Source organism: Actinomadura sp. 6N118 (assembly GCF_044326415.1).
Classification (GTDB): domain Bacteria; phylum Actinomycetota; class Actinomycetes; order Streptosporangiales; family Streptosporangiaceae; genus Spirillospora.
Genome location: NZ_JBIRAZ010000031.1, coordinates 55,960 through 80,217, shown reverse-complemented (window position 1 = coordinate 80,217; position 24,258 = coordinate 55,960). Strand labels below are relative to the sequence as shown.

Here is a 24,258-nt window from a genome sequence, read left to right as displayed (position 1 = left end):
GAAGCTATAGTAAATGAACGGTCATTTATTAATCACGGAGGATGGGTCATGCACCTCAGTGGCAAGGTCGCCCTGGTCGCCGGCGGCACGCGCGGAGCCGGCCGGGCCATCGCCGTCGAACTCGGCGCGGCGGGCGCGACGGTGTACGTCACCGGCCGCAGCACCCGCGCGGGCCGTTCCGACCTCGACCGCCCCGAGACGATCGAGGACTCCGCGGACCTCGTCACCGCGCGCGGCGGCACCGGCATCGCGATCCGCGTCGACCACTCCGAACCCGAGCAGGTACGGGCCCTCGTCGAACGCATCCGAGCCGACCACGGCCGCCTGGACGTGCTCGTCAACGACGTGTGGGGCGGGGAGGCGCTCACCGAGTGGGACAAGAAGCTGTGGGAGCACGACCTCGGCAAAGGGCTGGCGCTCTTCCACCGCGCGGTCGACACGCACATCATCACCAGCCATTTCGCGTTGCCGCTGATGGTCGGCCAGAAGAGCGGCCTGGTCGTCGAGGTCACTGACGGCACGGAGCAGTTCGTCGACGAGCTGCTCGGCGGCTATCGCGGAACGTTCTTCTACGACCTGGCCAAGCAGACCGTCATCCGGCTCGCCAAGAACCAGGCCGCCGAGCTCAAGCCGTACAACGTCGCGGCGCTCTCGCTCACGCCGGGGTTCCTGCGGTCGGAGGCCATGCTTGAGATCTTCGGCGTCACCGAGGAGAACTGGCGGGACGGCATCGCCAAGGATCAGCATTTCGTCGCCTCGGAGACACCGGCCTACGTGGCACGCGCGGTCGTGGCCCTGGCCTCCGACCCCGACATCATGGCCAAGACCGGCGGCTCGTACAGCAGCGGGGAACTCGCCAAGGAGTACGGGTTCACCGACGTCGACGGGTCGCAGCCCGACTTCGCCTCGTACTACCGCGACTTCCTCGCCAAGGCCTAGACCGGCCAGCGGCTGGCGGTGACGTGCGGGAGTTCGGCCTCTGTGAACGCGGCGGTGAACGCGGATTCGCCGAGCGCGTCGCGTACGGCGGCCGTGATGCGCTCGACGTCACCGCGTTCAGCCGGAGGGAGCGGGGTGCCGACGGACCCGCGGAGAGCGTGGGCGGCGCCGAGCAGCCCCGCCGCCCGGAGATGGTCACCGGAGAGGGCATGAGCACCGGCCAGGCCCTCCAAAGCGAGCGCGACCGCCCTGGGATCCCCGGTCGTACGAGCGGTCTCGTACCCCTCCGCCTGGAGTGACATCGCGGCTTCGGCGTCACCGCGCTGTTCGGCGATGAAGCCGAGCTCGGCGAGGATCAACGCCACGCCATGGTCGCCACCCCGCTCCCGGCACCAGTCGAGCCACCGCCGCAGGTGGGCCTCGGCGGCGTCGAGCCTGCCCTGGCGCCTCGCCAAGAGCGCCAGGCCGATCTCCGCGTGTTCCTCGGCCGCCTCGTCGGCATGGTCGGCCGCCAGCCGCCGTCCGCGTTCGAGCAACTCACCGGCAAGCACGTGATCGCCGCTGAGCAGCGCGATGCGGCCGAGCCCGGAGAGCCTGCGCGACACGTCCGGCCACAGCTTGAGCTCCTCGGCCGTGCGCAGCCCCTCCCGATGCAGGCGGGCGGCACGTTCGTAGTCTCCAGTGACCTCCGCCACAGCGCCCAGCACATCCGTGGTCGCGAGCTGCCCCCACCGGTCGCCGAGTTCGTGGAAGAGCGCCGCGCTCTCCGCTCCGCACCGTTCGGCCGCCGGAAAGTCGCCGCGCAACACAGCCTGGTTGGCCTGCGTGCTCAGCGCGGCGGCGGTACCCCAGCGATCGCCGACGGCACGGAAGCCCATCAGCGCACGGCTCACCAGGTCTTCGCTGATCGAGATGTCTCCGTAGCCGAAGAGGGCGAAGCCGAGCAGCCATTCCGCGTGAGCCCGCGCTCCGGCCGGATCGTCGTGCTGCTCGAACAAATCAAGCACGGCGTCCACCCGATCCATCGGGCGTGGCACATTGCCCGCGCGGATGGCCAGGACGATCCGCCAGACCATCGCCTCCGCCCGTACGGAACAGGGCGCTTCGTCACCCTCGACCGCCAACGCCAGGCCGAGCGAACGGCTCGCCTCGCTAAGCCTGCCCCGCAGAAACCAGTACCAGGCGAGGGCATTGACCAACCGCAACGCGAGGTGGGCATCCCCGCGCCGGGCCGCACCTTCGAGCGCAGCGCGGAGGTTGGCGGCTTCGGCGTCGAGGTGTTCCAGCCACTGCCTTTGCTGATGTCCCCGGATGTGGCGCGCCGCTCGTTCGGCGAACGCGGCGTAGTGAACCCCGTGGCGCTCCCGTACGGCGGTCGCCTCGCCCGCGTCCTCAAGTCTCTCGTGGCAGTAGACGGCCACCGACTCCAGCAGCCGGTAACGCGTGCCGTCCGCTCGCTCTGTCACGACCACGAGCGAACGGTCCACCAGCCGGGCCAGGAGATCGAGGACGTCGGCCGCGTCCACGCCGCCCCCGGCGCAGACCTCTTCCGCGGCTTCCAACGTGCAGCCGTCCGCGTGGACCGCGAGGCGCCGCAAGACGGTGCGTTCTGCCCCCGTCAGCAGCTCCCAACTCCAGTCGATCACCGCTCGGAGCGTCTGCTGGCGGGGCGGCGCACCCCGATGCCCAGAGGCCAGCACCCGGAACCGATCGTTCAACCTGTCGCGAAGTGCCCGCACACCGAGAACGCGCAGGCGCGTGGCCGCGAGCTCCAAGGCGAGCGGGATCCCGTCCAGCCGCCGGCAGATCTCCACCACGGCCGCAGCGTTCTCCTGCGTGAGCTGGAAGCCAGGCGAAGCGGCAGCTGCGCGAGCCAAAAACAACCGCACAGCACTCGACTCCCGCAACACGCCGAGGTCGGGGTGATCCGTGGCCGAAACCCTGTCGATTGCGACAGGCAGGCCAGTCGCCGTACGAGGGTCGGTCGCTGCAGGCAGGGCGGGCGCGGCGGGTGGGGCGGTGGGCGTGGGTGGGTCCGTCGTGGCCGGTAGGGCTAGTGGCGGGACGGGCCAGATGGACTCGCCTGACAGGCCTAGGGGCTCTTGGCCGGTCGCGAGGATGTGCAGGTCGGGAGCGGTTTTCAGGAGGTGCTGGGCTAGTGCGGCGGCCGGTTCGATGACGTGCTCGCAGTTGTCCAGGACGAGCAGTGTCCGCCGGGTGCGCAGCGTCGTGGCGATCAGCCCGAGGGGGTCCTCCTCGGGGGCGGTGTCGTCGCGGAGTCCGAGGGTGGTGGTCACGAGGTCGGCGAGGCGATCGAGTCCGGCGGTGCGATCGAGGGTGGCGAGCTCGACCAGCCAGACGCCGTCCGGGAAGTCCGACCGGGCGGCTGTCTCGATCCCGAGGCGGGTCTTCCCGACGCCGCCCGGTCCGGTGAGGGTGACGAGCCTGCTCGTCTTCAGGAGGTCGCGCACGGCTGCGATCGCGTCCGTACGGCCGATCAGCTCGGTGACAGAGGCGGGCAGGTTGGTACGCGGAGGTGCTTCGGCCGGATGTTTCGGGTCGAGGGCCGGGTCCTGGGTGAGGATCGCCCGTTGGAGCTCGGCGAGCTCCGGACCGGGATCGAGGCCGAGCTCCTCCCGGAGGCGAGCGCGGAGATCGTTGTAGGTGGCGAGGGCCTCGCTCTGGCGGCCGGCCCGGTAGAGGGCCCGCAGCTGTACGGCCCGCAGCCGTTCCCTGAGCGGGTGCTGCTCGACCAGGTCCGCGAGCTCGCCGACCAGCAATCCGTGCTCACCCAGTTCGAGGCGCGCGGCGGCGCGTTCCTCCAGCGCGACCAGGCGCTGCTCCTCAAGGCGAGTGATCGCGGGACGGGCGAACTCCTCGTCGGCGAAGTCGGCGTACGCCGGGCCGCGCCAGAGCGCGAGCGCATCGGTCAGCAGCGCGGCACGTTCTCGCGGATCGTCAGCCGCGGTGGCCTGCGCGAGCAGCGCACCGAAACGGCCCGCGTCGATCGCGTCGGCCTCCACGAGCAGTAGGTAACCGGGAGCACGGGAGACCACGAGCTTGCGTGCGCCCGGCTCGGCGTCCTCCAGGGCGCGGCGGAGGTGCCACACCTTCGTCTGCAGCGCACCAGAAGGGTTGCCGGGCAGGTCCTCACCCCAGAGGTCGTCGGCGAGGCGGTCCGCCGACACGACGCGTCCCTCGTTCACCAGAAGGTCGGCAAGGAGTGCGCGGACCTTCGCCTCGGGAACGCGTACGGCGCTGCCGTCCGCCGCCCACACCTCAAGCGGACCCAGCACCCCGAAACGCATGCCGTTCACGTTACCCAGCGGCCCCCGTGAGCGGACCGAGAGGCGATCGAGAGAGGCCCCTCGCAGAGTGGAGCCACACGCCTTGAACTGGAGAGATCATGACCGACAATCCATCTGTGACGATCATCGGCCTGGGTTCCATGGGCCAGGCCCTGGCGAACGCCTACCTGGAGGCCGGCCACCCGACGACCGTCTGGAACCGTACCGCCGCCAAGGCCGACGCCCTGGCGGCGCGCGGCGCCACCCGGGCGGCCACGGTCAGCGACGCGCTCTGGGCGTCCGACCTGGTGGTCCTGTGCGTGCTGGACTACGCCGCCGTGGACGAACTCCTCACCCCCAACGCCGACATTCTGAAGGGCCGCGTCCTGGTGAACCTCACCAACGGACAGCCTGAACAGGCGCGCCGCACGGGCGAATGGGCGACCACCCAGGGCGCCGAATACCTGGACGGCGGCATCATGGCCATCCCGTCAATGATCGGGACACCCGAGGCGTTCATCCTCTACAGCGGATCGCAGGCGGCGTTCGATCGCCATGAAGCCGCGCTGGAGATCCTTGCCGTGCCCAAGTTCGTGGGCGCGGACGCTGGGCTCGCAGCATTGAACGACCTGGCCCTGCTCTCCGGGATGTACGGGACCATCGCGGGCGCCCGCCACGCGACCGCCCTGATCGGCCCCGAACGGGCCGCGGAGTTCACCACGTCGCTGCTGATCCCATGGCTGCAGGCGATGGCGAACATCCTGGCCCCCTCGTCAACGGAACGCGAGGCAGGCGACATCCCCTCCGAGGAGTCGCCGCTCGACATGCAGGCGATCGCCCTCGCGAACATCGTCCAGGCCAGTCGTTCCGAAGGTGTCAGCCTGGATCTGCTCGCCCACCTGCTCACCCCCATGCGCGACATCATCGCGGCCGGCGAGGGCGACGTGCTCACCGATCTGGTCGACACCATCGGCAAGGAAATCCGTTCATGAAGTACGAGGGAAAGAAGGCCGTTGTCACCGGTGGCACGCACGGCATCGGCCTGGCCGTCGTCCGCGCACTGCTCGATGGCGGTGCCGAGGTGCTCCTCACCGGCCGCAACGAGACGAACATCGAGGCCGCACGCACCGAGCTCGCCGGGCTCCCGGCGCACGTGGTTCGTTCGGACGCCGCCAGCATGGCCGACATCGACGCCCTCGGCGCCGTCGCCGAAGAGAAGCTCGGCCGGGTCGACCTGGTGTTCGTGAACGTGGGCTACGCGGAGTTCGCCCCGATCGAGACCGTCACCGAGGAGAGCTTCGACCGGACCTTCGACATCAAGGTCAAGGGCGGCTTCTTCACGACCCAACGGCTCCTGCCGCTGGTGAACGAGGGCGGCTCGTTCGTCTTCACCACCGCCGTCCTCGACGGACTGGGCTACCCGCAGTCGAGCGTCGCCACCGGCTCGGTGACCGCCGTACGAGGGATGGCCAAGGCGTTCGCCGCCGAGTTCCTGCCGCGCGGGATCCGGGTGAACGTGGTCAGCCCCGGTTTCACCCAGACCCCGACCATGGGCATCGCCGGGCTGACCGACGAGGAGAAGGAGGCCAACCAGAAGGCGGGCGCGGATCTGACCCCGATGTCCCGGCACGCCGACCCCGAAGAGATCGCCGCCGCCGTCCTCTACCTGGCCTTCGACGCCACGTTCAGCACCGGCATCGTCCTGGAAGCCGATGGCGGCCTAGGCCACATAGCCGCCTAACCCCACCGCACGTCTTCAAGATGTGCAGGGCCCTCGTTCGGACGTGCTGTGCGAACGAGGGCCTCCGGGTTGATCAGCGTCGGCCGGCGAGGACGTCGCGGGCCAGGGCGTCTCGTTCGGCGGCCTCCTGGTCGGCGGCTTCCTTCTCAGCCTCGACACGGATGTCGTAGGCGGCACGGGCCGTGGCGATCTCGTTCTGATGCTGCTCGGTCCAGCTGACCAGGGAACGGATGGTGTCGTGCAGAGTCGCGCCGAGCGGGGTGAGCTCGTAGTCCACCCGGGGAGGGACGACTGGATGCACGGTGCGGCTGATTAGGCCGTCCCGCTCCAACTGCCGCAGGGTCACGGTGAGCATGCGCTGGCTGATTCCGTCGATCTTGCGGCGCAGCTCGGTGAAGCGGAGGCTGCGGCGGTCGAGCAAGGCGATGACCAGCAGCGACCACTTGTCCGCCACCCGGTCGAGGATCTGCCGGACCTCACAGTCTTCGCGCGTGTCCCACTGAAGAACGTCGTAGTCCCCGTCCGTGCCGGGGCAAAGGGGCGCTCGCTGACTTCCGTCGTCCATGTGACCAAATAGTACCTGTTGATGCCCTCAGTTACAAAAGGGAACCGATCACAGTGAGGAGCGATCGTTCATAAGCATTGGTTCTGGAAGTGAGACGAACTATGTCTTGGACTTCTGAGCGGAGCAGTTGGAGAGTGGTGTTTAACGGATAGTGAAGGGGTTTGATCGCCATGGCTATGAACGGAATGCGGGAGAAGGCCGATCGGCCTGAGGATCTGGCGCGGCTGTTCGTGCAGCGTGTGAACGACGGTGACGCCGAGGGGCTCGCCGAGCTCTATGAGAACGACGCGGTGCTCGCCTTTCCGCCTGGGAGTGAGACGGTCGGCCGTGCGGCGATCCGGGCCGTGTTCGACACGATGCTCGAAGCCAAGCCGCACTTCGCGGTCGAGGAGCCACTGCCGACGATCTTCCACGGCGACCTCGCCTTGACCTCCACCCGTCCCGCCGACGGCACGGGTGGACGGGTGCAGGTCGCTCGGCGGCAGCCCGACGGGACCTGGCTGCGGATCATCGACCGGCCCGAGGTGCCACGCTGAACGCCGTACCTGGCACGCTGAACGCTCTACCTGGCCACGCTGCACGCTTACCTGAGCGACGTCGGCCGGGCCAGGTAGGTCTTCAGTCACCGAAGCCAGTCACGTGACAGATTCCGGGGCCCAGCCGGATCCGTAGCGTCTTCTTCATCAACGAAAACGCGGCATGAGCTGCGATCGGATGAAGGAGAGAGAACGATGAGCCAGACCCCTCTGAAGCTCGCGGTCATCGTCGGGAGCATCCGGGAAGGCCGGTTCGGCCCGACTGTGGCGAACTGGTTCACCGGTCAGGCGACGCGGCGCGAGGACCTCGCCGTCGATGTCATCGATCTCGCGGAGACCCCGCTGCCGACGGTGTTCCCGGAGTTCGGGCAGCCGCCCGCCGAGGCGGTCGAGCGGCAACTCGCGGCCGTGTCGCCACGGCTGGCGGCCGCCGACGCGTTCGTGATCGTCACTCCGGAGTACAACCACAGCTTCCCGGCATCGCTGAAGAACGCCATCGACTGGCACAACAAGGAGTGGCACGCCAAGCCCGTGGGGTTCGTCTCGTACGGCGGCGTCTCCGGCGGCCTGCGCGCGGTCGAGCAGCTGCGGGTCGTCCTGGCCGAACTGCACGCGGTCACCATCCGCGACACCGTCAGCTTCCACAACTCCTGGGGCGAGTTCGAGGAGGACGGGACACATCGGAACGGGGCGGGCTGCGAGGCCGCCGCGAAGACGATGCTCGATCAGCTCACCTGGTGGGCGCACGCGCTTCGTGACGCGAAGGCCACCCGTCCGTACGCCGCCTGAGCCCGCCTTCCCCTTGCACTCGCCGCGCCCGTGGCGCGAGAGACGCCGCCGCGCCCGACTCCAGGACGAGCTGCGCGCTCCACTTAAGGACCTTGAAATGACGACCACCGCCTCCAACTCACGCCGTCCTTCGGCGGCCGAGGCACCCGGCACTGGCACCGACTCCGGCATCGGCTCCGGCTCCGGCTCCGGCTCCGGCACGGTGCCCGACCGCGTGCCCGCGCCGCGCACCACCGCGATCGTGCTGATCCTGGTACTCGGCTCGATCATGACCACGTTCGACATGACCGTGGTGAACGTGGCGATCAGTCGGCTCTCGCAGGACTTCAACGCCCCGCTCGCCACCGTCCAATGGGTGGCCAGCGGCTACTCGCTCGCCCTCGGCGCGATGATCCCCGTCTCGGCATGGGCGACCGGCAGGTTCGGCGCGACACGGCTCTATCTGACGGCCATCGGGCTCTTCACGGCCGGATCGGTGCTCGCCGGCGCGGCCTGGAACATCGAGTCGCTGATCGCGTTCCGTGTGCTGCAAGGTCTCGGCGGCGGCATGATCATGCCGGTCGGGATGACCATCCTGCTGCGGGCGGCCGACCCCGAACGGCTGGGCCGGATGATGAGCACGCTGGGCCTCGCCATCCTCGTCGGGCCGTTGACGGGCCCGGTGCTGGGCGGCTGGCTGGTCGATGAGGTCTCCTGGCGCTGGATGTTCTTCATCAACCTGCCGATCGGGGCCGTGGTGATCGTCCTGGCCGCGCGGCTCTTCCCCCGCGACACCCCGCAGGCCCGCCGCCCGCTCGACCTTCCCGGCCTGCTGATGTTGTCGCCGGGCCTGGCCGCCTTGATCTACGGCGTGACGACGGGCGGGGAACGCCACGACTTCGGCTCCGCCGGGGTCATCGTCCCCATCGTGGTGGGCAGCCTTTTGATCGCCGGCTTCGCAGCCCGCGCGATGACCGCCCGGAATCCGCTGATCGACCTGGCGCTCTTCCGCAACCGTTCGTTCGCGTCGGCCACGGGCACGCTGGTGTTGTTCGCCGCTGGGTACTTCGGCTCGATGATCCTGCTACCGCTCTACTACCAGGTCGTACGCGGCGAATCCGCGACCATGGCAGGCCTGCTGGGCATCACGGGAGCCCTGGCCTCTGGGACCGCGATGCAAATCGGCGGCTGGCTGGTCGACAAGTTCGCGCCAGTAAAGGTCGTGCTGACGGGGATCACTCTGGCCGCCGCCGGGTTCGCCCTCTTCACCGGCGCGCTCGCCGCCGACACCCCGTACTGGGTGCTCATGACCGCGCTGGCGGTGATCGGCGCCGGTGGCGGGACGACGATGATGCCGACGATGACCGCGGCGACCCGGGGCCTGTCCCACGACGAGGCACCGGCGGCCAGCACCACGGTCAACCTCATCAACACCATGTCGGGCGCCGTCGGCACCGCCGTGGTCTCGGTCCTGCTGACGAACGCGATGGCCGACCGGCTCTCCGGCCCCGCCGCCCTGGCCGGCGACCTGGGCACGCACATGTCCGACGAGACCCGTTCATCGGTGGCCCCTGCTCTGGCGGACGCGTTCCAACACACCTACGGCTGGGCGCTCGTCTTGATCGTCCTGTCCCTGATCCCGGCCCTCTTCCTCCCCCGGCACCGTCCCGCACACTCGCGCTAACTCCTGGTCGCTTCTTCTGAACGGAGCGACGGGCCCATGGCACTCGCCCACTGGGGATCCATCGACGCCGCCGACCGCGACATCACCATCGTGGACACGGCCACCTGCCGTACCGTCCTCGTCGGTGGTGGTCGCGGCACGCCTGGTCGCCGAAGGCGCACAGCTCATCGAGCTGTGCGGCGCCTTACGGGCCGCCCTGGACTGCACGCGTCATCGAGGAGATCGGCGACCCAAGGCACCGCCGGCCTGCACCGTGAGCGGGAGGTGTTTCACGTCAAACAACATCAGGATGATCAAGTAAATCTCCCGGCGAGGTCCGAAACCTACAAGACCGGCCGCTCCATCGAGGGACACGATGGGGAACATGACTATCAACATCTCCGCGGCCGCCGACTTCATGGCAGGCCACTCCCGCGTCCTGGACCGGCGGTGCTTCCAGCTGCTGCTTGGTGAGACCGACACCGCCGGCGTACTCGCCGCTGTGGACGGCTACCGAAACCCTGATGGTGGCTATGGCTGGGGCCTCGAACCCGACCTTCGTTCACCCGAAAGCCAGCCCGGCGCCGCGCTGCACGCCTTCGGGGTGTTCCAAGCGATCGCACCGGCCACCGCCCCGCAGGCCGTGGCCCTGTGCGACTGGATGCAGTCCGTTTCGCTGCCCGACGGCGGCGTACCGTTCGCACTGCCGCTCACTACCACCGCCGCGACCGCGCCCTGGTGGCAAGGTGCCGACCCCACAGTGTCGTCCTTGCAGATCACCAGCGTGAGCGCGGCGGCCGCTCATCGCGTCGCGGCGCACGACCCGGCCGTCGCCGCCCACCCGTGGCTCGCCCGCGCGACCCGCTATTGCCTCGACCAGATCGCGGCCCTCAACGAGGCACCGCACGCGTACATCCTCTCGTTCTCGATCTTGTTCCTCGACGCGGTGCACGACACCTACCCCGAGGCTGCCGAGCTTCTTACGCGCCTGGGCAAGTACATTCCCGACGACGGCAAGCTCTACGTCGAGGGAGGAACAGAGGACGAGTACCTGCATCCGCTGGACTTCTCGCCGTACCCCAACAGCGCCTCGCGGGCCCTGTTCACCCCCGAACAGATCTCCGCCGACCTGGACCGCCTGGCCGCACTCCAACAGGACGACGGCGGCTGGACCGTCGAGTACGCCAAGATCTCCCCCGCCGGCTCCCTGGAATGGCGCGGTGCCGTCACCGTCAACGCAATCGACGTACTCCAGCGCAACGGCAGGATCTGACGGCCGTCAGTCGAACGGCGGCCTCGTGTTGGTGATCTCGTGCTTGAGCACCTGACCGTCTGACATCTCGATGGAGACCGACGGTCGTGGGGAGGCCGCACGCCAGCGTTCCAGTGCCTCTTCCGACTCCCAATGCTCGAAGATGTTGACCCTCCCCGGCTCAAGGGAATCAGACGTTATCGCCACATCGAGGCACCCGGGCTGCTTGCGCGACTGCTCCACGATGTTGCGGTGCCCTTCAACGAACCGGTCTCGCTCGGCCGGATCCACAAAGACCTTGCCCGCAACGATGATCTCCATGATCACTCCTCTCGTCCCACCGACGAACGGCAGACCGCCAAACGGACACGGCTAACCTGATGCAATGGCAGTCGTCCGGCGTGGAACGTCAGCCGACGTGATCGCTGCCTCCGAGGTCGTCTTCCTCGCCGATGCCGCCCGGGCCGTTGACCCTCCGATCGAGGAGCATGCCCGCGCCCGTACGACCCACCGCCTCGGCGATCCGCGCACGTTCTTCTTCGTGGCGGAACACCACGGACGCATCATCGGATCGGCCGCCGGCATGAGCGGACGCCTCGACGGAGGTCTCGGCGAGGCCATCCCAGGCCTCTGTCATGTCAGCATGGTCGCCGTGCTGCCCGAGCTCTGGGGTCAGGGCATCGGCAGGCAACTCCTCGCCGCCCTCGTCGACGAGGCCCGCGACCGCGGCTACGAGCGCGTCCAACTCTTCACCCAGGCCGACAACACCCGAGGCCACGCGCTCTACGAACGGCTCGGTTTCTCCCGCACCGGCGAAGTCGCCGTGTCCGGCGACAACGAACCGATCGTCCACTACCTCCGCCCCCTCCGCCCATAGCCCTCACCGCGCCCGGCACGACCCACGCCACCGCACAAACCGCGCCCGACCACCAAGGGCGCCGTCCGTCGGACGCACCGTTTGTCGGGCGCTCAACCCGCACAGCGACTCAACCCTCACGGACGCTCAACCTGCGTGAAGGCTCCCCTTGCACGGATGCTCCGTTCGTATGAGGCGCTCCGCTCGTACGAAGGGCTCCACCGGGGTCGAAGGCGCATTGTTCGCCGACAGGGGGCCGGGCAGATCGGAGGCGTGCGTTCGCGCCGACAGTTGGCGTTTGCGGCAGGGATGCGAACGAGGTCATCGGAGTAGGGGGAAGCGGCCGGTCAGGCGGTCGACGAGCGGGCGGGGGCCGGCGATGCTCACCGCGTTGTAGGTGAGGTCGTCGTCCTGCGCGTGGGCCAGCCCGGCGAGGTAGTCGTCATATACGCGGGCACGACGCGCGATCGCTGCCATGTCGGCGACGAGCAGGTCGGGTTCGGTGAGTGCGGTCGTGCGGATGGTCTTGAGGATGGGGCCGGTGGCCGCGAGGACGGTGCAGCCCGTCCAGGGAAGTCCCGCATGTGGGCTGCCGGAGGCGTCGACACCGCCGGCGCCGACCATGGCCGGTGCGGCCTTGCCCACGGCCGCCGACAAGCAGGCCGCCGCGTTCAACTGCAGACCGGCGGGCAGTTCGCGGTCGATCACGATGACCCACTTGACGGCCTGCTCCTTGGTGGGCAGGTGGGACTCATGAACGAGGGTGTCGAGCCAGGTGGGGGCGAACGTTGTCGAGTGTTCCGAAGTCATGACAGGAGAATCGTCGATCTGCCGACTGATTCTCAATCAGTAGCGCTACATTCCGAAGATAGTTCGGCAATCGAGGATGAGGAGGCGTGATGGACGAACTTGATGCGGCCCTCGTCGAGGAGTTGCAGCGCGATGGACGGCAGACCAACCGGGAACTCGCCGAACGGCTCGGCATCGCTCCTTCGACGTGCCTGGAGCGGGTTCGGGCGTTGCGGAAGCGCGGCGTGATCACTGGATTCCATGCAGAGGTGGACATGGCCCAGCTGGGCCGCCCCTTGCAGGCCCTCATCAACGTGCGGTTGCACCCCAAGGTCCGCGAGGCGGTCGAGGGTTTTCGCGAGTACGTCACCGAACTTCCCGAGACGCTCGCGATCTTCGTGGTGTCGGGTGGCGACGACTTCATCATCCAGGTGGCCGTACGTGACGCCGGACATCTGCGCGACTTCGTCCTCGACCACGTCGCACGGCATCGCAACATCGCCGACGTGCGCACCTCCCTGGTCTATGACCACATCCGCAAGCCCACGTCCGGCACCGCCCCCGAGCGATCTCCGCGGCGCGGCTGAGCCTCCCCTTGACAGGCAACCTATTAGTTGCCTAATCTGACATGCAACCAGATGGTTGCCTGAATTGATGTGACGGTGATGGACGCGATCTTCAAGGCACTCGCCGACCCCAGCCGCCGGCAACTGCTCGACGCCCTCAACCTTCGCAACGGGCAGAGCCTGCGCGAGCTGTGCGCCGAACTGGACATGAGCAGGCAGGCGGTCACCAAGCACCTCGCCGTGCTGGAGTCCGCCGGCCTGGTGACCACGATCCGGCAGGGCAGGGAGAAGCTGCACCACCTCAACGCGGCACCCATCAACGACATCGCGGAGCGCTGGATCGACCGGTACGACCGCGGCCGGGCCCGCGCGCTCGCCGATCTCAAACGAGCGTTGGAGGACACACCGATGAGCGACACACAGTTCGTGTACGTGACGTACATCAAGACGACGCCGGAGAAGCTCTGGCAGGCCCTGACCGATGCGGCCTTCATCAGCCGCTACATGGACGGCACCGGCCCCGACTCGGACTGGAAGGTCGGGTCCCCGATCAAGTGGCGGATGGACCCCAAGAGCGAGTTCAGCGACTGGGACCAGCAGGTCCTGGAGGCTGAGCCCGGCAAGCGGCTCTCGTACACCTGGCACAACTACCAGCCCGAAATGGCCGAGTGGTTCGGCTGGAGCGAGGAGAAGCTCGCCGAACTACAAAAGGAGAAGCGCTCGAAGGTGACCTTCGAGATCGAGCAGGCCGGAGACGACACGGTCAAGCTCACCGTGGTCCACGACGACTTCGAGCCCGACAGCGAGATGCTGAAGGGTGTGAGCGGCGGTTGGCCCGCCATCCTCTCCAACCTCAAGACCCTGCTGGAGTCCGGCGAGACCCTGTCGCTGCCGTCCTAGCCCTTCATGGTCCCCGCCTCGACCAGGGCGGGGACCATTCGCCCCGCGTCATCGGAAACGCAGAAGCAGCACATTAGTTCGCTACACGAAATAGTGTGCTCTGGCAAAACCAATCGGCATGGGATGGCAAACCCCGCCGCCGTTACGGCGTTAACGGCGGCGGCGGGCAGCTCAGGGGTGACCGGGTCGTTCACGGTGGGACGGGTGCGCGCTCGGTGACATAAGTGATCTCGCCGGGCGACGATGGCGGGTACACGGATACAACGCGCCGACGACGTCGGCAGTACCTCAGCGATCAAGTGCCAAGACGAAGAGCTCGCGGTCGTCTGCGATGCCGCTCGTTCTCCTTCCGCCCAGACTGAGCCCGGGACGGCTGCCAGGCGCCGCGCCGACGAGGGCCTGCGCACCTGGCTGGCCGACCGGGCCCAGCACGCCAATCCGCTCACCCTGGCCGATGCGTGCGCGATCGCCGGCGCGCTCTCAGTCACCCCCCTACGTGTAACGGGCAGCCATGGCTGCGATCGCGGCCGACCCCCCGTGTTACCCACCCAATCGGCCCGGCCCCGGGCGATTGTTCGGCGCGGGCGTAGAGACGGCCTTTCCCGGTGGAACGCAATCTGCGTTGAAGGCGTGCCAGCGCTTGGGGCTTCCACCTCGTCACCACAACGATCTTCCGTTTCCCCTGGCTCTGGCCGCGGACCTGGGGTCACAGCCGGGTCACAGCTTTCGGCACCGTGCTGTGACTTCTCGGTCGCTAGAAAGTTGCGTGTGGAAGGCGATCACGAAAAGGAGAAGGCCGTGGCTGATGACGGAGAATGGGACCGGCGTTCGCTGTTGCGGGGTGCCGCCGTGGTGGCCGGTGCCGCCGCGACGGCGCCGATGCTGGGCGAGGCGGCCATGGCGCAAGCCGGCAGTAATGAGGCCGACGCGTTGTTCAGGGCCGGGAAGTTCGAGCAGGCCGGCCGCGCGTACGAGAAGATCCTGAAGAAGGACCCCACGAATCTGCACGCGACCCGCCAGCGCGGCTATGTCGGGCTGGTGGCCAACCAGTTCCCCGACGCCGAAAAATACCTCAAGATGGCTGTCGAGCTGGCACCCGCCGACAAGCAAGCCAACCAGTTCCTGGCCGACTGCTACATCCGGCAAGACAAATTCTCCCTCGCCGTACCACGCGCGCAAGCGGCCGGCAACGAAATCGACGCCAAATGGTTCGCGGCAGTCAGTGGCAAGCCTTATCAGATCCACGGAGACAGCGCGCGGCTGAAATGGAAACAAATGGACCCGTATCCGCTGGTAGAGGCGTCGGTCAATGGCGGACCGTTGAAGCGCTTCACGTTCTACACCGGCACCGGGCCGCTGAGCGTGTCCGCATCGGTGGCCAAGGAAGTCGGGCTGCGCGCCGTGACAAAGCACAAGCTCGACTTCTTGAAGGGCGTCATCTGGCGATACCTCGGGGTGCTGGAGTCGTTCAAGCTGGGCGGCATCGAACTGCGCAACATCCCCGTGAGCTGGTCGGAGTGGGAGTCGGGCGGAGATGTCGACACTGAGCACGACGGCATGATCGGCACGTGGGTCTTGTACCACTTGCTGACCACCTTCGACTACGCGGGCCAGTCGCTGATCCTGCGCCGCCGCACACCCGAAACGGCCAGGAAAGCACGTGCCGATGCCGAACGAGCGGGCGCCAAGCCTCTGCCGCTGTGGCTGGCCCGTGAGCACATGTGCCACAGCAGGGGCAGCTTCGCCGGCTCCGGTCCACGGGTCATGGCCGTGAACTTCGGCGGAACCGGCGAGATCGCCGCTGGCGTGCACGGGGAAACGGCCAAGCAGTTGCGGATCCCCATCGACTACGACCGCCCGGTCGAGACTGCCGCCCACAGCCACCCAGTCGTCATCTACCCCTGCTACCCCAAGGAGGTCCGCCTCGGCAACGCCGTCGCCAAGGACTTCTACTGCTACATGAACCCAAAGCGGTCGCTCACCCCCTACGGGTTCGACGTGCCGGCCCACATCTCCCACAGTTTCTGGAAGCCCTACAACATCACCCTCGACTTCACTGACATGAACCTCTACATCGCCCGCGGCAAGGCCACCTGATCGCCGCGAAACCGCACGGAGCGCAGACCTGAGCCGTCATCGCGGCGAATTCGCGCTGCCGATTGCCGGTAGACGGCCCGGAGGTCTGCCGTAGCGTTACCCGATCCGCCGATGTGTGGTCGGCGGATCGGGGGTTTGTCTTGGTTAGATGCCGCCGAGCACAGAGGGCATGGGCCAGTTCGATCGACTTTACGTGATCGCGGTGGAGGAAGCTGGGTCGCCGGCGGCCGCGACCCGGACCCGTGTGGGCGCCGCGATCGCCAAGCCGTGGTGGCTGAGCCCGGCGAGGTCGGAGAAGGCGTCCGCGGACCCATGTGATCGCAGATCGCAGGACCTCACTTTGCGCCATGCCAGCGTCCGTCTACACGGGCGGATAAACGCTCACGGCCTGGTCAGCACGCTCACCCGCGGGCAGAGCCGTGCCCAACAATTGATTGGCGCCGCAGCAGTTTTCGTGGTTACGGTCCGGCCATGGATGATCCGGGCGGCTACTTCGGGGAAGAGGTCGCGGCGACCTACGACGAGTCGTCGGCGGAGATGTTCGAGACGGATGTCGTGGAGCCGGCGGTCGAGGTCCTGGGTGAGCTTGCTGGTGGTGGCCAGGCCCTGGAACTGGGCATCGGCACGGGACGGATCGCTTTGCCGCCGGCGCACCGGGGTGTCCCGGTGCACGGCGTTGATCTGTCACGGGCGATGGTGGCCCGGCTGCGCGCCAAACCGGGCGGCGACGGGATCGGCGTGACGATCGGTGATTTCGCCACCACACGAGTGGACGGGGCGTTCTCGGTCGCGTACCTGGTCTTCAACACCATCATGAACCTGACGACGCAGGCCGCTCAGGTGGCGTGCTTCCGCAACGCTGCGGGCCCACCTTGCGCCCGGCGGCCACTTCGTGATCGAGGTCGGTCTCCCTGACCTGCGAAGACTCGCGCAACCCCTTCACTAGCGAAAGCCGCAAACACATCTCCATCTGGGAGAAACCCACCTGACCATCAAGCTCACTCCCAGGAGAAGCCGCACACAGTGCGCCACCACCTCGCCGCCATCGTCGGCCGCGTTCAATGGGGGATGACCCCAACCCACCCAATGGCTATCCGGTCATTGCTGATCAGGGAAAGGCGGCTGCTCGAACGTCGCTGTGGGACTCTTCGAAGAAAGCGGCGCTTTCCGCATCCGCTGGGTAGTACGACTCGATCGCGATTTCGTGCAGCGTGATGTCCATCGGGGTGCCGAATGTGGTGATCGTCGAAAACAGGCGCAGTTCTCGTCCGTCGATGCGGATGATCATCGGGATCACGACGTCGGATTCGACCGATTGGCTCGACGTGTCCTCGGAGCTGGGCTCCAGTAGCTCCTCATAGAGCGCGGTGAGTTCGGGGTCGGGGGCGACGGCGAGCTGGCGCCTGATGCGGGAGCGGAACACCGCGCGCACGTCGGCCAGATTGACGACCAGGGGAGCGAACCCGCGCGGGTCCAGTCCCAGCCGCACCAGGTTGATCGGGGGCCGCAGGAGGTCGGGATCGACGTCGGCGAAGAACGGCTCGACCGCGTGGTTGGTCATCACGATGTTCCACCGGCGGTCGAAGGCCAGCGCCGGGTAGGGCTCATGCGCGCGGAGCACTCTTGCGACGGCGTGCCGTGCCGCCGACAACGCGTCGTCATCCAGGGGCCGTTCGGCGTAGCGGGGTGCGAAACCGGCCGCGAGCAGCAGCCGGTTGCGCTCCCGCAGCGGCACATCGAGCTGGTCGGCAAGCCGCAGGATCATGTCGGCGCTGGGGTTGGACTTGCCCGTCTCGACCAGGCTGACGTGACGAGCCGAGACATCGGCCGCGATCGCAAGATCGAGTTGGCTGAGTCGCCGGCGATGCCGCCACTGCCGCAAGAGATTCCCGACCGTGTGCACGGTCATCGAGAGTACTCATCGTGGGGCCCTACGCCATGAAATGCGACTTCATCGACAACCGTTGCGGCCGTGGAAACACTGCGTCCATGACCACAGGCAACAAGAGCATCGTTCAACGAGCACTGGCGGATCTGATCGAGACGGGCAGCACCAACGCGCTTGAACCGTTGCTGAGCGATGACTTCGTCCATCACCGGCCGGACTCGACGTCCTCGACCAAGGCGGAATGGCTCGCCGCCGTACACGCGGCGCTCACCTCGCTGGCCGGGATGCAGGTCCAGGTCCACCACCTGCTGGCCGACGGTGATCACGTCGTGATGCACTCGCGGCGAGAGCTGCCTGACGCCGGGCCGGAGATCGCGGTCGTCGATATCTGGCGCCTCGACAACGGGCTGATCGCCGAGGGCTGGGAGATCATCGAGCCGGTGGCCCAGGCGGCCGCCAATCTGGTGTGGTGGGAGCCCGCTGAGCGCTGACCGGTCGATCACCCTTCCGTCGAACGACAAGGGGTGAGGGTGCGGCTCCTTCTCGAGGAGAACAGGAATTCGCCCCGCTCACGGGATCCTTCTAGAAGAGCCGCACCCAAAGCTGTTCGAGCTAACCGCGATCAGTTCGCGCGCGTGAGCGGAAACGCCGAGGTGCGCTATGACCCTGATGCATCCGACGCGGCTCGGTCGCGATGGCGGCTAGAGAGCCGGTCAATGGGGCCGCCGGATGTCGGTGAACCTGGCGGCGAGGCGGAAGACGTCCGTTCCGGTGAACTCTCCCAATGCCGATCATCGGGCGTCTACTCCAGGACCTCGCCCAGGACCGCGCCAACGCGTCGGCCGGGGCCGAGCCGCCATTAGCCATGAGCACCAGCAGCACCGCGCGAGCGCCGTTGTCCATGACCTGTTCCCTCTGCTGTTCACGGCCTGCCTCGGCCGCCAACTAACCCTGGGCTGCGGGAGCTCGTTCGTCGAGCTCCATGAAGACCGCCGGCACCTCGTTGTCGATGACCACGCGGCCAAGCAGCTCTGCGAGCTTGCCGCTGTCGGCATCGCCGAGTCCCGACGGAAGCAGCTCGATGCGACGGCAGGTCTCGGCGTAGAACTCCTCTGCGATCCTGCCGCCTTCCTCGGTCAGCGCCACCCGTGCCGCACGCCCGTCGCGCGGGTCAGGCTCGCGGCGCACGAGGCCGGTACGAGCCGTCCGGTCGACCAGGCCGGTGAGGCTTGATTTGGCCAAGCCCAGCACGCCGCCGAGCTCAGTCATCCCGTACGGCTGCGACATCAGCACGCACAGCAGCTGCCCCTGCTGCGGAGTCAGCCCGTACTCCCGGGCCGACTCGGCGTACACGGCGTTTACCAGGAATGAGGAACGTACCAGTGCGGTGACGACGCTCATCGGCTCACCCGTGGCTTTTCCCATTCACCCAGAATACGCCAGCCGACGAGGTAGTCCGCCCGCCCAATCACACCGCACGCCGTCGGCATCTAATTCGCAAGACAAACTAGTCACCACTCAAAACCCCTGAGGAGCTGCCGATAAACCCGGCCAATGAGCAGCAGCCGGCTACTGGGCCATGTCGACGAAGCGGCTGTAGTGCCCCTGGAACGCCACGGTCACGGTCGCGGTCGGGCCATTTCGGTGCTTGGCCACGATCAGGTCCGCCTCGCCCGCTCGAGGCGACTCCTTCTCGTACGCGTCCTCCCGATGCAACAGGATCACCATGTCCGCATCTTGCTCGATTGATCCAGATTCACGGAGATCGGACACCATGGGTTTCTTGTCCGTTCTCTGCTCCGGGCCTCGGTTGAGCTGGGAGAGCGCGATGACGGGGACCTGCAACTCCTTGGCGAGGAGCTTCAGCGAACGGGAGAACTCAGAGACCTCGACCTGACGGCTCTCGACTCGCTTGCCGGAGCTCATCAGCTGCAGGTAGTCGATGACGACCAGGCGCAGGTCGTGCTGCTGTTTGAGCCGCCGGCACTTGGCGCGGATCTCCATCATCGACATGTTGGGTGAGTCGTCGATGAACAGCGGCGCCTCGGCGACCTCGCTCATCCGGCGCGCCAGCCTCGTCCAGTCCTCGTCCTGCATCGTGCCTGAACGCATCGCGTGCAGCGCCACGCGGGCCTCGGCGGAGAGCAGCCGCATCGTGATCTCGTTGCGGCCCATTTCCAGGCTGAAGAACGCCGAGGTCAGCCCATGCTTGATGGAAGCCGCCCGGGCAAAGTCGAGCGCGAGCGTCGAGTTGTGCGTCGGGATGCACGAACGCCCGGCGAGATACATGTGGTCGTCATTGTCCACTTGGACACAGCGCACGGGCACGCTCTCGACCCGGCGCACATCGACGATGTAGCGGACGCGCGCCTGGGGGTCGACATGATTGCGCTGGCGGGCCGCCTTGCGCGGCAGCCGGAAAACCGTCTCGGTGGGCGTGAAGTCGATCCGGTAGTACGTGGACGTCTCGGGCGACCCCGACTCGGTCGTCATCGTGGCCCGGTAGCCGAGGCTCAGGATGAGCTCGTGGGTCCCTTCGGCCAGCCGCTTGTTGACGAACGCGAGCTGCACCTGGCCGCTCTCTGATACGTAACCGTCAATGTCGAGCATCCCCGCAAGCAGTGACCGCCGCTGCTCTTCCGAAGCGCGCAGGTAGGTCGCTGGGATGTGCTTGCCCCCAAGGAGTGCCGCCGCCTGGAGCAGTGGCCTGAGGCCGAGAAGCTCATAACGACCTGCAGTGGAACGCGGCGAGACGACACACTGGCCGATCACCCTGAGCTCGTCGAGGATCTCCCCGTCGAAACAGGTCAGGTCCGCCGCTCGGTCGTCTCCGCCACCCAGCCACACACCGAGGAGGTAGGGCTCGATGGGAAGGTCTGCGGCTGGAAGTTGGAACGGAGCCGCAACGGCGACAGCGTGGTTCGGACGGTTGTCGCCCTCGCATCGCAGGGTCGCAGCGATCTCTTCGGTCGTCTTGATCGCAGGGTGCCGCGCAGTAGTAGCGAGATTCGTCGGATGCACCGCACGGACGGGGCTGAGAGCCGCGTGGCCCGGCATGACGTGGCCGGGCATGACGTGGCCGGGCATGACGTGGCCGGGCATGACGTGGCCGGGCATGACGTGGCCGGGCATGACGTGGCCGGGCATGACGTGGCCGGGCATGACGTGGCCGGGTGTCGCGTGGCCGGGCGTCGCGTGACTGGGCGTCGCGTGGCCGGACACCGCGTGACCCAGCTTCGCGTGACCCGGCACCGCATCGCCGGGCATCGTGTCGCGGGGCTTGCGATTCGAGAACTTGCGGCTGTGGGCCGGTTCCCGGGTCACGGTGTGGGGCGCGTTCCTGAGCTGTGCGCCCACCACAGCTACGGCTTCACGATGCGTCACGAGTTGGCCAGTCGTCCGCGGGCCGAGTAGGGAGGTCGCCCCATCGAAGACACCGGTGTGCGGGTCGACCCAGACGAGCTGCTGCGTCCGGTCATGCTGCTCCCTGGCGTCGGCTGCCACTCTGCGGGTCTGACCGATGCCCTCGTTGGACCGGAAACGCTCGGGCTTCGGCCGGCGACTTGTACGGGTCGTCGTCCGCCACTGGTGCTGGGCGTCGGCGATGATGACCTCGCCGTCGGAGAACTCCACCTCGTAGCAAGGACGCCCGTACATCACTTCGGTCGCGGCGACGACTCGCGTGGGCTTCCCGTCCGCGCCGAGCAGGTAGTCGCCGACCTTGACCTCGCCCATCGTGGTCCACCCGGCTGGCGTCGGAAGGGGCGTTTTGACCCAGTTTGCCTTACCCATCGCAGGTCTCGCTGCGACCACCACCATCTGGCCTGCGTGGAGGCCGTTGGTCAGGGCGTCGAGGTCGCTGAAGCCGGTGGGGACGCCGGTCATCTGGCCGCCGCGGCTGCCGATGGCCTCGATCTCGTCGAGGGCGCCGGGCATGATCTCGCTGAGGGGTACGTAGTCTTCGCCGGCGCGCTTTTCGGCGATGGCGAAGACCTCGGCCTGGGCACGGTCGAGGACGTCGTCGGCATCGGCTCCGTCGGCGGCGTAGCCCATCTGGACGATGCGGGTGCCGGTCTCGACGAGCTTGCGGAGCACGGACCGTTCGCGAACGATCTTGGCGTAGTAGCCGGCGTTGGCGGCGGTGGGGACCGAGGAGATCAGCGTGTGCAGGTACGGGGCTCCGCCGACCCGGCCGATCTCGCCGCGTTTGGTGAGCTCTCCGACGATCGTGACGGCGTCGGCAGGGTCGCCGCGGCCATAGAGATCGAGGATGGCGTCGTAGATGATCTGGTGGGCAGGCCGGTAGAAGTCCTGGGTGCGGAGCACCTCGACGACCTCGGCGATGGCGTCCGGGGAGAGCAGCATGCCGCCGAGCACGCCCTGCTCGGCGTTGATGTCGTTCGGGGGCGTGCGTTCGAACTCAGGCGTGGGCTCCGAGCCGCCTATCTCGGCCACGCTCACGTTGGACCCCCTTGTTTCCCAGGTCTCAGCTGCCCCGCCAGCTTCGCTGCCGACCCTGCATCACAGATTTATCGTCTGCGTCGGACATTCTCCTGAGTGCCGCTCCGCTAGAGCAACGTGAACTGTGGACGATGCTGTGGAGCCGCTGTGCAGATGTACCGGGTTCGTTGTGCACGACCTGGGGACAACTCTGGGGATTCGCTGCGGGCGACGGTCGGCGTGACCCAGGTGACCTGCTAAAACGTCGTCCACCGGCTGTGTGGGAAAGAAAGTCGCCGCAGCGACGGCCTCATATCCCGATGTAATAGACATATTTCCTATAAGCCTTACGTCCTGCTAACGTCGAGGCCATGGCCGGCTCACCCCCACGTACACGCAAGAACGCACACGACCGCGAGATCCTGCGGTTGGCGGTGCCGGCCTTCGGCGCGCTCGTTGCCGAGCCCCTCTTCCTGTTGTCGGACACAGCGATCGTCGGCCATCTGGGCACGGCGCAGCTCGGTGGACTCGGCGTGGCCGGTCAGGCGCTCAGCACACTGGTCTACCTGTGCATCTTCCTTGCGTACGGCACCACCGCCGGGGTGGCCCGCCAGGTGGGAGCGGGCGATCTGCGCGCCGCCGTCCGGCAGGGCATCGACGGCATGTGGCTCGCGCTCATCATCGGGGTTGTGCTCATCGTGGCCGGGTGGCCGCTCGCCCCCTGGATCGTCGACATGTTCGGCGCCTCTCCCTCGGTGACCCCGTACGCCGAGACCTATCTGAAGGTCAGCCTCCTCGGCATCCCGGGCATGCTCGTCGTGCTGGCCGGCACCGGCGTGCTGCGGGGCCTCCAGGACACTCGTACTCCGCTCGTCGTGTCGATCGGCGGCTTCGCACTCAACCTGCTGCTGAACGTGATCTTCGTGCTGGGCTTCGGATGGGGGATCGCGGGTTCGGCGTGGGGCACGGTGATCGCGCAGACTGGGAGCGCCGCCGTGTACGTGGCGGTGGTCCTGCGTGCGGCCCGGGAACATGGCGCGCCCGTGCGGCCCGATGCGGCCGGGCTGTGGACCTCCGCCACGGCGGGCCTCGGCCTGGTGGTGCGTACGGCCGCGCTCCGGCTCGTCCTCATCGTCGGAACATCGATCGCGGCGCGGATGGGTGACCCCGAGATCGCCGCATACCAGGTGGGGTTCCAGGTCTGGACGTTGCTCGCGTTCGCCCTGGACGCCATCGCGATCGCAGGCCAGGCGATCACCGGGCGGTCTCTGGGCGCGGGCGACACGGCCGGGACGCGGACCTCCACCCGGCGCATGATCCAGTGGGGCGTGGTGTGCGGGGTCGTGTTCGGTCTGGCGATCATGGCAGTACGGCCGTGGCTGCCGGCACTCTTCACATCGGACGAGCACGTACGAGACCTGATCTTCACGTCCTTGCTGATCGTCGCGCTGTTGCAGCCGATCGCCGGCGTGGTCTTCGTCCTGGACGGCATCCTGATCGGCGCGGGCGACGGCGGCTATCTGGCGGGCACCACACTGATCGCGACGGCGGTCTTCCTGCCCGCAGCCTGGCTGGCGTACGAGGCGGACGCCGGGCTCGTCGGGCTCTGGCTGGCGATCGGCGCGTGGATGCTCACCCGTTTGGCGACGCTGAGCCTGCGCGCACGCGGCGACGCCTGGATGGTCACCGGTGCCACACGTTAACGATGTGATTCCTGGGACGGAATCTGCGGAGTCCGCCCGTACCTCTACCCGTTCTCGCTAGTATTCGAACATGTGTTCCACACACGGAGAGCGGATGGCGCGGCTGACGCAGGCCATCGATGACCTGGCGGCAGAGGGGCTGGCCGGGTTGCCGCCCGAAACACTCGTGGAACGGGTCGCCGGCATCTGGTCGCTGGTCGAGGGCATCGATCCCGAGATCGCTCGACGCCGCACGCGCTACACCATGCCCGAGGGTTAGCCCAGCCCG

22 protein-coding genes are annotated in these 24,258 nt (G+C 67.6%); 15 read left to right on the top strand and 7 right to left on the bottom strand.

Features of this window, described 5'->3' with window-relative positions; translation table 11 throughout:
• Window positions 1–48 precede the first annotated feature (48 nt).
• On the top strand, window positions 49–939 hold the full coding sequence (locus tag ACH34W_RS48950) for an SDR family oxidoreductase (RefSeq protein WP_395968131.1): 891 nt from the start codon (window positions 49–51) through the stop codon (window positions 937–939).
• Here ACH34W_RS48950 and ACH34W_RS48945 read toward each other — a convergent pair.
• Window positions 936–4,247: a BTAD domain-containing putative transcriptional regulator gene (locus tag ACH34W_RS48945; RefSeq protein ID WP_395968130.1), complete on the bottom strand. Its 3,312-nt coding sequence runs from the start codon at window positions 4,245–4,247 to the stop codon at window positions 936–938. The two genes, ACH34W_RS48950 and ACH34W_RS48945, sit on opposite strands and share 4 nt — an antisense overlap.
• Before the next feature lie 98 nt (window positions 4,248–4,345).
• Here ACH34W_RS48945 and ACH34W_RS48940 point away from each other — a divergent pair, with 98 nt between their 5' ends.
• Together ACH34W_RS48940 and ACH34W_RS48935 are read left to right on the top strand one after the other, a co-directional pair.
• The gene (locus ACH34W_RS48940) at window positions 4,346–5,218 is read left to right on the top strand and encodes an NAD(P)-binding domain-containing protein (protein ID WP_395968129.1); all 873 of its coding nucleotides are present in this window, start codon (window positions 4,346–4,348) and stop codon (window positions 5,216–5,218) included.
• Window positions 5,215–5,967: an SDR family oxidoreductase gene (locus ACH34W_RS48935; protein WP_395968128.1), complete on the top strand. Its 753-nt coding sequence runs from the start codon at window positions 5,215–5,217 to the stop codon at window positions 5,965–5,967. Before ACH34W_RS48940 ends, ACH34W_RS48935 begins: the two co-directional genes overlap by 4 nt.
• Before the next feature lie 73 nt (window positions 5,968–6,040).
• Here ACH34W_RS48935 and ACH34W_RS48930 read toward each other — a convergent pair whose 3' ends face one another.
• Window positions 6,041–6,532, bottom strand: a complete 492-nt coding sequence (locus ACH34W_RS48930) for a winged helix-turn-helix transcriptional regulator (RefSeq protein WP_395968127.1) — start codon at window positions 6,530–6,532, stop codon at window positions 6,041–6,043.
• A gap of 170 nt (window positions 6,533–6,702) precedes the next feature.
• Here ACH34W_RS48930 and ACH34W_RS48925 point away from each other — a divergent pair, with 170 nt between their 5' ends.
• The 4 genes from ACH34W_RS48925 to ACH34W_RS48910 all read left to right on the top strand — a co-directional run bounded on the left by ACH34W_RS48925 (window position 6,703) and on the right by ACH34W_RS48910 (window position 10,772).
• Window positions 6,703–7,068, top strand: coding sequence for a YybH family protein (locus tag ACH34W_RS48925; protein WP_395968126.1), 366 nt, complete (start codon window positions 6,703–6,705; stop codon window positions 7,066–7,068).
• A 195-nt stretch (window positions 7,069–7,263) separates the two neighbouring features.
• Complete coding sequence (locus ACH34W_RS48920) at window positions 7,264–7,857, top strand: NADPH-dependent FMN reductase (RefSeq protein WP_395968125.1); 594 nt, start codon at window positions 7,264–7,266, stop codon at window positions 7,855–7,857.
• 97 nt (window positions 7,858–7,954) lie between these two features.
• Window positions 7,955–9,520, top strand: a complete 1,566-nt coding sequence (locus ACH34W_RS48915; RefSeq protein WP_395968124.1) for a DHA2 family efflux MFS transporter permease subunit — start codon at window positions 7,955–7,957, stop codon at window positions 9,518–9,520.
• A gap of 364 nt (window positions 9,521–9,884) precedes the next feature.
• Entirely contained in the window at window positions 9,885–10,772 is an 888-nt protein-coding gene (locus tag ACH34W_RS48910) for a hypothetical protein (RefSeq protein WP_395968123.1), read from the top strand.
• A 6-nt stretch (window positions 10,773–10,778) separates the two neighbouring features.
• On the opposite strand, the gene ACH34W_RS48905 is transcribed toward ACH34W_RS48910, so the two are convergent.
• Entirely contained in the window at window positions 10,779–11,072 is a 294-nt protein-coding gene (locus ACH34W_RS48905; RefSeq protein ID WP_395968122.1) for a putative quinol monooxygenase, read from the bottom strand.
• A gap of 64 nt (window positions 11,073–11,136) precedes the next feature.
• On the opposite strand from ACH34W_RS48905, the gene ACH34W_RS48900 reads away from it, so the two are divergent.
• Window positions 11,137–11,628: a GNAT family N-acetyltransferase gene (locus tag ACH34W_RS48900; protein ID WP_395968121.1), complete on the top strand. Its 492-nt coding sequence runs from the start codon at window positions 11,137–11,139 to the stop codon at window positions 11,626–11,628.
• Window positions 11,629–11,928: 300 nt separating this feature from the next.
• Here ACH34W_RS48900 and ACH34W_RS48895 read toward each other — a convergent pair whose 3' ends face one another.
• Window positions 11,929–12,417, bottom strand: coding sequence for a DUF2000 domain-containing protein (locus ACH34W_RS48895; protein ID WP_395968120.1), 489 nt, complete (start codon window positions 12,415–12,417; stop codon window positions 11,929–11,931).
• An 89-nt stretch (window positions 12,418–12,506) separates the two neighbouring features.
• Between ACH34W_RS48895 and ACH34W_RS48890 the strand changes: the two genes are divergently transcribed.
• The 4 genes from ACH34W_RS48890 to ACH34W_RS48875 all read left to right on the top strand — a co-directional run bounded on the left by ACH34W_RS48890 (window position 12,507) and on the right by ACH34W_RS48875 (window position 16,874).
• Complete coding sequence (locus ACH34W_RS48890) at window positions 12,507–12,983, top strand: Lrp/AsnC family transcriptional regulator (protein ID WP_395968119.1); 477 nt, start codon at window positions 12,507–12,509, stop codon at window positions 12,981–12,983.
• 78 nt (window positions 12,984–13,061) lie between these two features.
• Window positions 13,062–13,862 carry an ArsR/SmtB family transcription factor gene (locus ACH34W_RS48885; RefSeq protein WP_395968118.1) on the top strand — a complete coding sequence of 267 codons (801 nt, stop codon included), beginning with the start codon at window positions 13,062–13,064 and terminating at the stop codon, window positions 13,860–13,862.
• Window positions 13,863–14,711: 849 nt separating this feature from the next.
• On the top strand, window positions 14,712–15,959 hold the full coding sequence (locus ACH34W_RS48880) for an aspartyl protease family protein (RefSeq protein WP_395968117.1): 1,248 nt from the start codon (window positions 14,712–14,714) through the stop codon (window positions 15,957–15,959).
• Between the two features lie 471 nt (window positions 15,960–16,430).
• Window positions 16,431–16,874, top strand: a complete 444-nt coding sequence (locus ACH34W_RS48875; protein ID WP_395968116.1) for a methyltransferase domain-containing protein — start codon at window positions 16,431–16,433, stop codon at window positions 16,872–16,874.
• 193 nt (window positions 16,875–17,067) lie between these two features.
• Here the strand turns inward: ACH34W_RS48875 and ACH34W_RS48870 are convergent, their stop codons facing one another.
• Entirely contained in the window at window positions 17,068–17,841 is a 774-nt protein-coding gene (locus tag ACH34W_RS48870) for a helix-turn-helix domain-containing protein (RefSeq protein WP_395968115.1), read from the bottom strand.
• A 107-nt stretch (window positions 17,842–17,948) separates the two neighbouring features.
• Between ACH34W_RS48870 and ACH34W_RS48865 the strand changes: the two genes are divergently transcribed.
• Window positions 17,949–18,338: a nuclear transport factor 2 family protein gene (locus ACH34W_RS48865; RefSeq protein ID WP_395968114.1), complete on the top strand. Its 390-nt coding sequence runs from the start codon at window positions 17,949–17,951 to the stop codon at window positions 18,336–18,338.
• Between the two features lie 454 nt (window positions 18,339–18,792).
• On the opposite strand, the gene ACH34W_RS48860 is transcribed toward ACH34W_RS48865, so the two are convergent.
• Window positions 18,793–19,272, bottom strand: coding sequence for a MarR family winged helix-turn-helix transcriptional regulator (locus ACH34W_RS48860; RefSeq protein WP_395968113.1), 480 nt, complete (start codon window positions 19,270–19,272; stop codon window positions 18,793–18,795).
• 144 nt (window positions 19,273–19,416) lie between these two features.
• Window positions 19,417–22,308: a replicative DNA helicase gene (gene dnaB / locus ACH34W_RS48855; RefSeq protein ID WP_395968112.1), complete on the bottom strand. Its 2,892-nt coding sequence runs from the start codon at window positions 22,306–22,308 to the stop codon at window positions 19,417–19,419.
• Between the two features lie 350 nt (window positions 22,309–22,658).
• Between dnaB and ACH34W_RS48850 the strand changes: the two genes are divergently transcribed.
• Together ACH34W_RS48850 and ACH34W_RS48845 are read left to right on the top strand one after the other, a co-directional pair.
• Entirely contained in the window at window positions 22,659–23,990 is a 1,332-nt protein-coding gene (locus ACH34W_RS48850) for an MATE family efflux transporter (protein ID WP_395968111.1), read from the top strand.
• A 94-nt stretch (window positions 23,991–24,084) separates the two neighbouring features.
• On the top strand, window positions 24,085–24,249 hold the full coding sequence (locus ACH34W_RS48845; RefSeq protein ID WP_395968110.1) for a hypothetical protein: 165 nt from the start codon (window positions 24,085–24,087) through the stop codon (window positions 24,247–24,249).
• Window positions 24,250–24,258 lie beyond the last annotated feature (9 nt).